Genomic DNA, 13679 nt, shown 5'->3' on the forward strand with positions numbered 1-13679 from the left:
AAAATTAGGCGTAAATTGCAGACTATTTTAGAGAGAGAAAAATCGTTGTGCAATAGGAAAATGAAAATATTTTTTGAAAAGAAAATAATAGAATAATATGGGCTTATTGCCCATATAATCGTAAAGAAATTAAATATACTAACGAACTAAAAACAATTAAGTAGCCTACCAGAGGAAGGAAAACCGTTTTCCAAAACGAATGTCTGATTTCAAAGCCAATGCCATGAATCCACAGGATTGCCATACCATAAAAAGTGATAATAGCTCGATATACCGCATGGCCGCCAAAATGTTGTGCAAATAGATTTGAATTCATCATAATCATTACAAACATAACACAAGCCAATATGAAAGAAAGGGCCTTTAACCAGCCCTTTCTTGTTATGTCATAGAGCGAATGAATCATTCACTATAACCTTATTCGTCAAATTTGCCTGTTTTCTCAATGCTAACAGTAATTACCGTGGCAAAAAGAATCGCAAGTAAAACGCCTAATACCCAAGTTACATAAAACATCTGTTTATCTCCTTAGTATGCGCTTGCTTTGTTATCTTCTAAGTATTTAGCATCTAAGCGACCATACATTTTGAAATATGACCACGTAGTATAAGCTAATACTAAAGGCACAAAAATACACGCAACAACTAACATTACCATTAATGTATATTGACTAGCTGTTGAATCCCAAACCGTTAAACTCATTTCCGGATGAGAAATTGACGGCATAATGAATGGGAACATTGATACTGCCGCAGTCGTGATTACACCAACAAGCATAATTGATGAAGAGAAGAATGCAAAACCGGAACGATTCGCTTTAGAAGCAACGATCGTTAGTAATGCACCTACTACCGCTAATGCAGGAACTACCCATAATACCGGCATTTCAGCAAAGTTTCTAAACCATGCCGCACTTTCAACCGCTACCGTTTTATTGGTTAGGAAAGATTGTGCATTGTGATCTAAATCGCTTGTAATCACAAAACCGTCTTTAAATGATAACCAAACACCGGCTAATACGAATGCCACTAATACAATCGCTGCCGTTAATTGTGCCGTTGCTCTCGCACGATTACGAAGATCACCTGTAGTTTTCATTTGTAACCATGTCGCACCTTGTGTAGTCAGCATCATTAAACTTACTACACCGCATAATAATGCGAACGGATTTAATAAACCGAAGAACGAGCCGGTATATACCACTTGGTTAATATTATTAAATTCGAACGGTACGCCTTGTAATAGATTACCGAATGCTACACCGAAAATTAACGACGGAACAAAACCACCGATAAATAATCCCCAGTCCCAAGCATTACGCCATTTCGGGCTATCAATTTTAGCACGATACTCAAAACCTACCGGACGGAAGAAAAGTGCGGCAAGTACTAAAATCATTGCTAAGAAGAAACCGGAAAACGATGTTGCATAAACCGTCGGCCATGCGGCAAAGATTGCACCGCCGGCAGTTAATAACCATACTTGGTTACCGTCCCAGTGAGGCGCAATAGTATTGATCATTACTCGACGTTCAACATTACTTTTACCGATTACCGGCAATAATGTTAATACACCCATATCGAAGCCGTCAGTAACCGCAAAACCGATTAGTAGTACGACAATAAGAATCCACCAAATAAAGCGGAGAATTTCATAATCGATCATTGTTCACTCCTTATTATTTCGCAGATTGTTCAAAATGGTAACGACCTGTTTTTAGTGCGCTAGGACCAAGTCTGCCGTATTTGAACATTAAGTACATTTCAACTACAAGGAATAGTGTATATAAACCGCATAACAAGCCGATAGCGATCCAAAGATCCGTTGTAGTTAATGCAGAATTAGATACGCCTGTCGGTAACATTTCATAAATTGCCCACGGCTGACGACCGTATTCGGCTAAGAACCAACCGGATTCAATCGCAATCCACGGAAGCGGAATACCCCACAACATTGCTTTTAGGAATAAACGGTTTTTACCAACCGTACCGCGCATATTTTGGAAGAATGCGAAACCGATTAAGAGAAGCATTAATCCGCCTGACGCCATCATAATACGGAATGCCCAGAACGTAGGACCTACGTTAGGAATCGTACTTGCCGCCGCTTTTTGAATTTGTTCTTCGGTCGCATCAATCACATTCGGCGTATATTGTTTAAGCAATAACCCAAAACCTAGATCTTTTTGAACCGCTTGGAATGCCGCTTTATCTTCTGCCGTATAATTACCCGTACGTAATTTTTCGAGTAATGCATAGGCTTGGATACCAGTACGAACACGTTGTTCGTTGATTGCACGAATGTCTTTTAAACCTTTAATTTCGGTATCAAAAGAACGTGTTGCAATAATACCCGCCATATACGGAATATGGATTGAGAACTCGTTTTTCATTTCCGCCGTATTCGGAAGTACAACTACGTTCCATGCAGCCGGAGCCGGTTGAGTTTCAAACTCACCTTCCATTGCAGCTAACTTAGTCGGTTGAGCTTTACCGATTTCATAACCGGATTCGTCACCCATAATAGCTACGGCAATAATAGCGACTAAACCGAAACTTGCACCGACAGAGAATGATCGTTTTGCGAAACCGAGATCTTGACCTTTTAAAATATAGTAAGCGCTAATACCTAACACGAATACCGCACCGCAAGTATAACCTGCCGTTACCGTATGTAAGAATTTAGATTGCGTTACCGGATTTAATACAAGCTCGGAGAAGCTCACAAGCTCCATTCGCATTGTTTCGAAGTTAAACTCTGAACCGACCGGATTTTGCATCCAACCGTTTGCCACAAGGATCCATAAAGCGGATAAGTTAGAACCGAATGCCACTGCATAAGTCGCTAATAAGTGTTTACCTTTAGATAAACGATCCCAACCGAAGAAGAATAAACCGATGAAGGTTGATTCTAAGAAGAACGCCATTAAGCCTTCGATTGCTAACGGAGCACCAAAGATGTCACCTACATAGTGAGAATAATATGACCAGTTCATACCAAACTGGAATTCCATCGTAATACCAGTCGTTACCCCTAAGGCAAAGTTAATACCGAATAACTTACCCCAGAATTTAGTCATATCTTTATAAACTTCTTTTCCTGTCGTTACATAAAGAGTTTCCATTACTACAAGAACAAAAGAAAGACCTAATGTTAACGGCACGAATAAGAAGTGATAGAGAGCAGTTAAAGCAAACTGCAAGCGAGAGAGTTCAACAACGTCTAACATCTCAGACCTCTTATAAAGTACAATATTTATTATTATTGATTATTTAGAACAACAAATAATCACCCAACAGAATTTTGACCTAAAACAAATACCTAATACCAAATAGGTATTTAATTTTTTTAGAATCCGTTTGCTATTCTAACCTTAAATTTAAAATTTAAAAATAGCCAATTTGTTACATCAATCACATTTCGGATAAAAGTTTTACTACTTGTTAAAATATTGAATATTTTTGTTTAAAAAAATGTTTATTTTTCTTTATTAAAATTCTTATTCGTTCAAATATTCAAAATTTACTCGGACATAAAAATTGACATAAATCAAATAAAGAGATCCAAAAAGATCAATAAGTATCACATTTTAGGATGACTTTTATTTCCTATCTGATATAATCGAAAAGATATCTACTATTTTAATGATAGTTTTCATCTATAACAAAAAAAGGTAAAACCATAATGTTAAAAAAATTTATCACTTCCGGTATTGTTAGTGTGATGTTTATTTCTACTATTCAAAATGCTGTAGCCGAGATGAAAACATCTTCACTTTCTATGGCGAAACCTTCGGTCAGTAAACATTTACCGTCTCAATGCCAACAAATGTTTAGTGTTGCGCATAAACTTGTTTCGGATGCGGAAAAGCAACCCGGTACGCATACCCAAGTGCAAAAGATGAAAAATAAGTTATCTTCCACTAAAGAAGAAATCTTAAAAATGGAAACCGAAATGCAAGAAAAAAGTTGTAATAAAGGTTTGACCGCACTTAATACTTTGAAACAAAAACATTAATATTCATTTATATAAAAGCCTCTGAAGATTTTTCAGAGGCTTTTATTTTCCAAAACTTTAATAAAATCCGACCGCTTATTACGATTTCAATAACTTGTCAATCACTCTACTTACCGCAAAAAAGCCGAAAGTTGCGGTTACCATCGTTACCGCACCGAAACCGTTTGCGCAATTCATCGTTGCCGATACCTCACAGCCCTCGCCCATTTTCGGAAAGATGAGCGGTTGCGTTGAGAAAACACAATCAATACCAAACTTACGCTTTGGATTTTGACTAAAGTTATATTCCTTACGCAATAACGAGCGCACTTTAGACGCCAACGGATCTTGAATCGTTTTACTTAAATCGGTAATTTGAATTTGGGTCGGATCGATCTGACCGCCCGCACCGCCGGTAGTAACCATTTTAATTTTGTTACGTTTGCAATAGGCAATCAGAGCCGCTTTAGTTTTGACCGAATCAATCGCATCAATCACATAATCATAACCACGATTCAGATATTCGGGGATATTCTCAGGTGTAATAAAATCATCAATAATTTCTACCACACATTCAGGATTAATCCGTTCAATACGTTCTTTCATCGCTTCGGTTTTTAATTGAGCAATCGTACCGGTCATCGCATGAATTTGGCGGTTGATATTAGTTACGCAAATATCGTCCATATCAATCATAGTAATTTTACCGATCCCCGAACGAGCCAGCGCTTCCACCGCCCACGAACCGACACCGCCAATCCCAATCACACAAATATGTGACTGACGTAATTTTGCTAAACCTTCCGGCGTATAAAGTCGTCCGATTCCGCTAAAACGTTGTTCATAATTATCCACTCTCGCCATTACGAATTCCCATTTTTGATATTTTCTAACGCTTCCCAACGCTCAAAAGCGGCTTCTAATGCCATTTCCGCATCTGCCAATTTTTGTAGCTGTGCTTGCGTATAGCTTGGCTCTTTACTGAAAAAGTCCGCACTATTTACTTCTGCCTGCAAACTTTCCATTTCCGCTTCTAGGGCTTCCATTTTGGCTGGCAACTCTTCAAGTTCTCTTTGCTCTTTATAAGAAAGTTTTACTTTTTTAGCCGGTTCCGACTTCGCTACAAGCGGTTGTTTTTCTTCTGTTTTTTGCAAATTTTCTGCAGAATTTGACCGCTTGTTCGGCTGATTTTGTGCAATAGTAGCATGGTAATTTTCTTGTTGCTGCTTCGCATCAAAATAACCACCTACATACTTATTCAGAACGCCATTACCTTCAAAGAAATAACATTCCGTTACGGTATTGTCGATAAATTGACGGTCGTGACTCACAATCAGCAATGTGCCTTGATAATCCGCCAATAATTCTTCCAATAACTCAAGGGTTTCAACGTCTAAATCATTGGTCGGTTCGTCCAGAATCAACAAGTTATTTGGTTTTAGCAATAATTTAGCTAGCAATAAACGATTACGCTCACCGCCCGATAACGCTTTCACCGGAGTCATCGCGCGTTTGGGCGGGAACAAGAAATCTTGTAGATAACCTAACACGTGGCGTTTTACCCCGTTTACTTCTACATCTTGTTTACCGTCCGCCACGTTATCCATTACCGTTTTCTCAAGATCGAGATCCGCCCGATATTGGTCGAAGTAAGCTACTTCAAGTTTTGTTCCGCAACGAATTGAGCCTGAAGTCGGTTGCAACTCACCTAATAATAATTTGATAAAGGTGGTTTTACCGCAGCCGTTCGCCCCAACTAACGCAATCTTATCGCCTCGTTGAATTGTGGTTGTGAAATTTTTCAGCAAGGTTTTGCCTTCAATTTCATAACTTGCATTTTCCATTTCAAATACGATTTTGCCGGAACGTGCGGTTTGATCGATTTGAATTTTAGCGGTTCCCTGTACTTCTCGGCGATTACGACGTTCTTCACGTAAGGCTTTTAATGCTCGCACACGGCCTTCATTACGAGTACGGCGAGCTTTGATACCTTGACGAATCCACACTTCTTCTTGTGCTAATTTTTTATCAAACAGCTCATTTTGTAATGCTTCAACACGCAAATCTTCCGCTTTAGTTTCTAAATACACATCGTAATTACTTGGATAAGAAACTAGCTTACCTCGGTCAAGATCGACAATGCGAGTTGCCATCTTACGGATAAACGAACGATCGTGTGAAATAAAGATGAGCGAGCCTTTGAAATTGAGCAATAAATCCTCAAGCCAAGTAATTGCTTCCACGTCCAAATGGTTGGTCGGTTCATCTAATAACAAAATATCCGGATCCGCTACCAATGCACGAGCTAATGCCGCACGGCGAACCCAACCGCCGGATAATTCGCATAAACGTTTATCCGGATCTAACTCCAATAATTTAAGAGTATCTTGAATACGATTCTCAAACTGCCAACCGTTATTATGCTCAAGCTGCGCCTGTACATTCGATAATTTTGATAATAGCTCATCGCTATAATCCGTCTGCATTTGTTGCGAAATGTGGTGATATTGCTTTAATAAGTCGCTAAGATGCGCAATCCCTTCCGCTACATAATCAAATACCGTATCTTGAATATGACGAGGCGGATCTTGCTCAAGGCGTGTCACCACAATATCTTTTTCAAAAATCAGCTTACCGTCATCTAATTGAACTTCGCCCGCTAACACTTTCATCAGCGTGGACTTACCCGCCCCGTTGCGTCCAACCAAACAAACACGCTCGCCCGGTTCAATATGTAATTCCGTATGATCCAATAACGGATGATCGCCAAAACCTAAATAGGCATTGGATAAATTTAGTAGTGCCATTTTTATCCTAATTCTAAATTAAATACTTCCACCTACACCCTTAAACTTCTCAATAAATGAAACAATTTTTTGGAAAACCGTTTCTTTTTTCTTATGGCGTTTAGGATCTAGAGGGCTCATTTTTGGTAACATGCTCACTAAATCTGTGCCATTTTCACTGGCATATTCGCGTTTTAGTGAGCTACTAATATAACGTTTTGCAGCTTCTTTGTTTAATTTTTCGGTTTGAATCAGTTCTTCCGCTTCTCTTTTTTGCTCTTTTTGAGCAAATTGGAAAAAGGCTTCTATCACGCTTGCTTTATCAGGAATACTGTTCAAATCCGTTTGATGAATAAAATCTACCACCAAACTTTCTTTCGCTCGATTCCCAATACTTGAACGAATCATTCGGCGAATTTCTTCCACTAAGGCATCTTTATTCTTGATTTTCTTATTATGTTCAAAAATCAGTTCAAGGATATAATCTAGGTTAATTTCTTGTGATTTTAGTAAATCAACCTCGAAAATAACATCGCTCCAATCAACAGAAGATTTTGATTCGTCACTATTACGCTCACGTCGTTGCCAATCTCGAATATCGTTATAAGCTGAACGATAATCTTGAACTTGACGCTCCGTAAGCGTTTCTACTGCATTGCTACCATAAGTAGCTGGTGTTTCACAAACCTGATTATCTTGTCCTGATTTAACTAATTCGTGAAACTCATCATAATTTTGTAGCACATTTTCTAAGCGTAAATACTCACCAAACAACTTAGTAAATGCCTTCTTATCTTCTTCTGTTTTAAGATTATTTGGTTCTGGGAATTTTTCTTGTAATTCTTTAACGACCTCTAAATAACCACGATGTTTCTTGCCTGACGAATCTTCATAACCATGCATATGGTCTTGGTAGCTTCGCTCAAGCACAACATTACGTGTATTTGTATCACCAAATAAAGTGATTGCATCAATCGTTGCTTGCTCCAAATCACGAAAGGTAACAATGTTACCAAATGTTTTGGTTGCATCAAAAATGCGGTTCGTACGAGAAAAAGCCTGCATCAAGCCGTGATAACGCAAGTTTTTATCCACAAACAACGTATTCAATGTTGGTGCATCAAAACCTGTTAAGAACATTCCCACCACAATTAGCAAATCAACTTCTTGATTCTTAACTCGTTTTGATAAATCACGGTAGTAATTTTGAAACGCTTTGCTATCCACGCCAAAATTAGTGCGGAACATTTGGTTATAATCCTTGATCGCAAGTTCCAAAAATTCTTTTGCCGAACTGTTCATTGCCGTTGGTTCAAAGCCTTCATCTTCAATTTCACCAATCGCATTTTGCTCTTCATTTGCCGCAAAAGAGAAAATCGTTGCAACTTTTAGCGGATTTTTAACCGCTTGTTGCTGTAATTTGAATTGCTCGTAATAATGTTTTGCCGCATCTACACTGCTGACTGCAAACATTGCGTTAAATCCCTTACCTGTTGCATTCAAGCGGTGCGTTTTTTGCTTGAAATGACTCAAAATATATTGAGTAATTTCCTTAATACGTTCTGGGTGCAATAACGCTTCTTTGGTTTCAAGTGCGGTTAATTTATCAAGATTTTGCTCAGTTTCAATATCACGGAATTTCGGGCGAACATCATTATAATCAACCTTAAATTTCAGCACTTTTTCATCTCGAATCGCATCGGTAATCACATAAGAATGCAACTCTCGCCCAAATACACTCGCGGTTGTTTCAGTTCCTAACGCATTTTCAGGAAAAATTGGCGTGCCTGTAAAACCAAACTGGCAGAATTTTTTGAATTTCTTATGCAGATTTTTCTGAGCTTCGCCAAACTGTGAGCGGTGGCATTCGTCAAAAATAAAGACAACTGGCTGTTGATAAATCGCCAATTTATCTTCACTTTTCATCAAGTTATTTAATTTTTGAATGGTGGTTACGATGATTTTATTGTCATCTTTTTCAATATTGGCTTTTAGCCCTGCGGTGCCGTCTGAACCATTCACACTATCAGGCGAAAAACGTTGGTATTCTTTCATCGTCTGATAGTCCAAATCTTTTCTATCCACCACGAAAAATACTTTATCAATAAAATCTAATTCAGTAGCAAGGCGAGCCGCCTTAAAGCTGGTCAGCGTTTTTCCTGACCCTGTCGTATGCCAAACATAGCCACCACTCTCCGTATTACACCAATTATTCGCCAAATGTGAACTGCGAATTTTCCATAAAATTCGCTCCGTTGCTGCAATTTGATAGGGACGCATAATCAAAAGTGTATCACTGACATCAAACACCGAATAAGTTAGCAACACATTGAGCAAGGTATTTTTCTGGAAAAATGTTGCAGTAAAATCTTTCAGATCTTTAATTAGCGTATTATCCGATCTCGCCCAATTCATTGTGAAATCAAAGCTGTTTTTATTACGCTTAGTGGTGTTGGCAAAATAACGTGTATCCGTGCCGTTTGAAATCACAAAAATTTGCAAAAATTTAAATAACGAATGTTCAGAATTAAAACTTTCTTTGCTATAGCGATGAATTTGGTTAAACGCCTCACGAATTGCCACACCACGCTTTTTCAACTCAATTTGCACCAACGGTAAACCATTAACCAAAATCGTCACATCATAGCGATTAGCGTGCGTGCTAGTCTGCTCAAATTGGTTAATCACCTGCACTTTATTGCGAGCAATCTGCTTTTTATCCACCAAATAAATATTTTGAATCCGCCCATTATCAAACACAAAATCATAAATATGGTCGTGATGAATTTTACGGGTTTTATCAATGATATTTTCAGACGGCTTATCCAAATATTCCGTTAAAAAACGTTGCCATTCCGAATCTAAAAATTGCACATTATTGAGCGTTTCTAATTGTTTTCTTACATTTTGTAATAACGCTTCTTGGCTATTTAAATCCGTACGATATTCATAACCTTGATTTTGTAAATCCGCAATAAATTCACACTCCAAATCGCTTTCAGTTTGGTAGCTTGAGCCTTGCTCTAATCGCTCGTATTTATCTAAAACGATAAATTTATTGGTTTCGGTAATGGAGGTGGTTTCAATCATTTTGCCTATACCTGATACTGGAAAGAAAAATAAAAACTTGCTTATTTTCTTTTAAATCTTGCTTAATACATAAAAACAATTATTTTTCAAAAAGTTATCACTTAATGCTAAACTTGCTTAAAATGTGTTAGAACTTGCTTAACCCTTTTTAAACGTATATGTTGCATTGACATCACGCTGTTTTAAGCTATGGCGCTCAATAATACGACTGTCAATAAAACTATTTAAATAAGCTCGTATTGAGTTAGCATTAATATTTGTATGTTCAACTAACTCGGTTAATGTTGCCACATTATTTAAAAATAGATAAGTAAGAATTTTTCTTTGTGTTTCATTGTAAGCTAACCAATTTTCTTCAATAAGAACCATAAGTTCCGTTGATATAGTTTTCTCGTGTAACCTGATCCGATTTCTCAATGTTAAATAGACATTACCATTTTGTTCTCGGTACTCTGGTTGAGTGAGCATTGATTTTTCCATTGACTCATAAATTCGAGAAACACCCTCATTTAGTTGGCGAACATAACCAAAATCCTCCAAAGCCCTTGCAATTCTAGGATTTCTTGCAAAACGCTCCGTTTTAATATTTTCAATCGTTACTTGTGCAGGTAATGGACCGCTATTGCTAATTTCTAGCCTGTCATCAAAATGTTTAATATAAATGGCATTACCAGAAACATTATAAGAACGATGACATAAAGCATTTACCACACCTTCTAACCACGCCTCTTCGGGATATTCAGGGACTTTCCTAAATTTACCTGTTTCAATATCTAAAAAATAATAATCTCTCAACGAAGCTCGTAAAAAATAAGCCACTTCGTCAATCAGTTTAGGAATATTATTTTCAAAACGTTGATCTTTAATGACATTATGCTCTGTCCCCACCTTTGCAATCATTCCATCATAACGAATATAACGGACGGAAGCCGAAGGAATATAACGTTCAGGATTTTTACAAAAGAGTAAAATTGCAGATTTTTTAAGCTGATATTCACCCTCTTTTTTAGATACTAAATTACGATTATACAATAACTGAAATACATCACCTTTTGTGAAATTTACCTTCTCTTTATAGGTTTGTAGCAATTCTTGATCAAGATCATCCATATCAAAATCAACAATGACTTCATCTTCAAATAAACGAATATTTTTATCATATTCCAACTTTTTAATTTGCTCTTGATTAAGCTCTCTATTGCTATCAGCAACACGCAAATAAAATTTTTCGTTATCTTTACGACAATAAATACGCTCTAAATCTTGCTCAACGTGAAATAGAAAAATAAGTTTTTCATCTATTTCAATTTCTTCCAACTGAATATGGCAAGGCGGCTTAATAAAATCAAAAACGAGCTTACGATAATCATCTAATTTATCTGCAATCTGGCGTAAATCTTGTATCTCTCCTGCATCTGATACGCCAAAAGCTAAAATTCCACCATCAGCATTCAACATACCGATTAACTCTTCGGCAATTTTAGTGGGTTTAATATCTTTTTCACCCAACCCTTTACGCTCAAAATACTGATTTTCTGGCTGTGTCACTAAGTAATCCTTAGTCACGATACTGTTAATTTTTGATATAGATTCCATCTTTTTTCCTTGCTTATTTTCTCTCAAATCTTGCTTAGCAAAAATAAATTTTTATTTTTCAAAATGTTAGAAAACAACCTTTACCTTACTTAAACTACGTCAAAAATTGCTTACTACCGTAAAATACCCATCAACTAGATAATTTTGTACTACTGCTTAAACCCCAACAACTGCTCTCTATAATATTCATACTGCTTGCGTCTAAGTTCAATTTCTTTCGGTAAACCGTCTGAAATAGAGTTCGTCAAGCGGTCAAATTTATCCAAAATGTTCACGATTTTTTGTTGAGTTTCAAGGTTTGGAATAGGGATCGGATAGTTTTTTATAATTCCTGCATTTAAGTCCATTCTAGCCCCTTGCCCTAAGGCTTTTAAATTCTCATATTCTTTACTAACCCAATAAAATACATATCTGTAATAAGCAACTTCAGGATCAACTTCAATATTACAACAGTGTTGATTTGTAGTAAGTGGGATTTTATTGATAGCTGAACGACCAGCTGTTGCTCCTGAAATCGCAATAATGACACAATTTTCAGATATCCATTTTGCCGAAGAATTCTCTAATCCAACTTGTGTTATTTTTCTTTCTGTTTCAAAAATATCAGAGAATTTTACTTCCTGTGTACGCAACCAAGGAATCTCTCCATCATAATATTCAGAACGAGTTGATAACGGTGTCCCACCTGATGAAATTTTCTTTGCCACGTCCCCCAACGTTTTCCACTCCACATCATCGCCAAAAGTTAATAACTCATTACGATAATAATCATATTGCTTGACACGCAGTGATAATTCAGCTTCCAGCGTAGCTTCCAGCGTAGCTTCCAGCTTCGTAAAAATGTCAAGTGTTTTTACGATTTTTTCTTGAATTTCTAGAGGGGGGATTGGGATTTTCTTATTTGCAAAATTACTAATCCATTGACGTTTATGATCTGTGTTATCTTCCATTGGCAATGTATTTAACCAATAATAAATATATTTTAATGAGAACTTATTTTCATCACTTGATGTGATCATTTTCATTGCTGATGATTTTACTTTAAAATCAAAATCCACCCATTTATTAGCCGTAGTGAAATCATCAAAAATAATTATAGGGTTTGACTTAGCTGGGTAAATTCCATCAATTTCATCTGTATAACCCAAAATAAATGTTTTACCTGCTGTTAAAACAGGAGTGTTAAAATCATCATTGTAATTTGTGGACTTTACCAAATATTTTGTTGGCTGTTCGTATTTAGCTACTTCCCCCAAACTTTTCCATTCCACTTCGCAATCTTTAATCAGCTCTAAAATGTTCATTGTTTATTTCCCATTTGCAAAAATTCGTTAAAATTTGACCGCATTTTATCTCTGTAGGATGGGCTTTAGCCCATCATTCTCCCACCAACAAAACCAATTTGATGGACTAAAACCCATCCTACTTTTACTACTTTTTCGTTATTTTTTCTTTGCCACGTCTTCAATCAATTTGGCAAAATTTATCGCATTTTATGGGCTGATGACGGGCTTGCCTGTTTGGGCTTCGATTTCTTTGCGAGCATTGCCTGCCACCGCTCCACCACGTTTGGCAACGGCTTTATTTTCTGCCAAGCCTTGTGGATTAGTTTGGCGAGTCAGTTCGGTAGTCGTGGCTTCGGCAAGCATATTCAGCACGAGTTCGAGCGTAGTCATATTGTCTCGCAGATTTTTTTTTAGTCCTTTGAACGCCTTATATTCCTTAGTGTTCATTCCGCTCCACGCTCGGCTGATTTCGTTAGTCAAAATCGCATATTCCACACCTTCTTTTACGCCGTGCGTTTGTGCCATTCGTCCGTCAGTTCTTTGCGAACTTGAATCGCCTGCAATCGCTGATTTATCCACTCTCGGCTATACCCTTTTTGCAAATAGGTTTGTAAGGCTCGGCTTTGGGGCTCGGAATGGATTGAATAATGCGGAAAATGCCTGCCATATCAGCGGCATCAGTGCTATAAAATTTGCCATTGGAAGACTGCATTTTCAGTTGTACGATTTTTTCGTACAACTCAATTCCGCTCTCTTCATCGGTGATTTTTCGTTTCAAATCGCTCCAATAACGGCGTGGGTTGCTACTTTCCGTCAATGCCCCCACAATATCCGCAATGCTAAAAAACCATTCTTCTTTTTCATCGTCTTCATCGTCCCAAGTTGAGCGAATTTGGCGGTTTTCAAAAAGTTTGAGTTCGTTCAT

General features: G+C 37.4%; 10 protein-coding genes and 1 pseudogene. 1 reads left to right on the forward strand and 10 read right to left on the reverse strand.

All coding sequences use genetic code 11. The features are described from left to right. Nucleotides 1-103: 103 nt before the first annotated feature. The 4 genes from ybgE to DY200_RS04875 are packed head-to-tail and all read right to left on the reverse strand — an operon-like array spanning nucleotide 104 to nucleotide 3229. On the reverse strand, nucleotides 104-406 hold the full coding sequence (gene ybgE / locus DY200_RS04860; protein WP_115587129.1) for a cyd operon protein YbgE: 303 nt from the start codon (nucleotides 404-406) through the stop codon (nucleotides 104-106). Between the two features lie 11 nt (nucleotides 407-417). After that, nucleotides 418-516 (reverse strand): CydX/CbdX family cytochrome bd oxidase small subunit, encoded by a 99-nt coding sequence (locus DY200_RS04865; protein ID WP_005619000.1) that lies wholly within the window; start codon nucleotides 514-516, stop codon nucleotides 418-420. A gap of 12 nt (nucleotides 517-528) precedes the next feature. Beyond that, a complete protein-coding gene (gene cydB / locus DY200_RS04870) occupies nucleotides 529-1665 on the reverse strand; it encodes a cytochrome d ubiquinol oxidase subunit II (protein WP_005603563.1) in 1137 nt (378 codons plus the stop codon). A 13-nt stretch (nucleotides 1666-1678) separates the two neighbouring features. Continuing rightward, nucleotides 1679-3229 carry a cytochrome ubiquinol oxidase subunit I gene (locus DY200_RS04875; protein ID WP_115587130.1) on the reverse strand — a complete coding sequence of 517 codons (1551 nt, stop codon included), beginning with the start codon at nucleotides 3227-3229 and terminating at the stop codon, nucleotides 1679-1681. Between the two features lie 455 nt (nucleotides 3230-3684). Between DY200_RS04875 and DY200_RS04880 the strand changes: the two genes are divergently transcribed. After that, on the forward strand, nucleotides 3685-4017 hold the full coding sequence (locus DY200_RS04880) for a DUF5339 domain-containing protein (RefSeq protein WP_005596205.1): 333 nt from the start codon (nucleotides 3685-3687) through the stop codon (nucleotides 4015-4017). Between the two features lie 78 nt (nucleotides 4018-4095). Here the strand turns inward: DY200_RS04880 and tcdA are convergent, their stop codons facing one another. The 6 genes and pseudogenes from tcdA to DY200_RS04910 form a co-directional block, all read right to left on the reverse strand. After that, nucleotides 4096-4860: a tRNA cyclic N6-threonylcarbamoyladenosine(37) synthase TcdA gene (tcdA, locus tag DY200_RS04885; RefSeq protein ID WP_115587131.1), complete on the reverse strand. Its 765-nt coding sequence runs from the start codon at nucleotides 4858-4860 to the stop codon at nucleotides 4096-4098. After that, nucleotides 4860-6803, reverse strand: coding sequence for an ABC transporter ATP-binding protein (locus tag DY200_RS04890; RefSeq protein ID WP_115587132.1), 1944 nt, complete (start codon nucleotides 6801-6803; stop codon nucleotides 4860-4862). The genes tcdA and DY200_RS04890 overlap by 1 nt, the downstream gene beginning before the upstream one ends. Nucleotides 6804-6821: 18 nt before the next feature. After that, nucleotides 6822-9872 (reverse strand): type I restriction endonuclease subunit R, encoded by a 3051-nt coding sequence (locus DY200_RS04895; RefSeq protein ID WP_115587133.1) that lies wholly within the window; start codon nucleotides 9870-9872, stop codon nucleotides 6822-6824. A 138-nt stretch (nucleotides 9873-10010) separates the two neighbouring features. Beyond that, nucleotides 10011-11468, reverse strand: a complete 1458-nt coding sequence (locus DY200_RS04900) for an ATP-binding protein (RefSeq protein ID WP_115587134.1) — start codon at nucleotides 11466-11468, stop codon at nucleotides 10011-10013. A 149-nt stretch (nucleotides 11469-11617) separates the two neighbouring features. Then, nucleotides 11618-12772: a restriction endonuclease subunit S gene (locus DY200_RS04905; RefSeq protein WP_115587135.1), complete on the reverse strand. Its 1155-nt coding sequence runs from the start codon at nucleotides 12770-12772 to the stop codon at nucleotides 11618-11620. Nucleotides 12773-12961: 189 nt separating this feature from the next. Further along, a pseudogene (locus DY200_RS04910) lies at nucleotides 12962-13679 on the reverse strand (BRO family protein).

The sequence above is a fragment of the Actinobacillus lignieresii genome, from assembly GCF_900444945.1.
In the GTDB taxonomy this organism is placed as follows: Bacteria; Pseudomonadota; Gammaproteobacteria; order Enterobacterales; family Pasteurellaceae; genus Actinobacillus; species Actinobacillus lignieresii.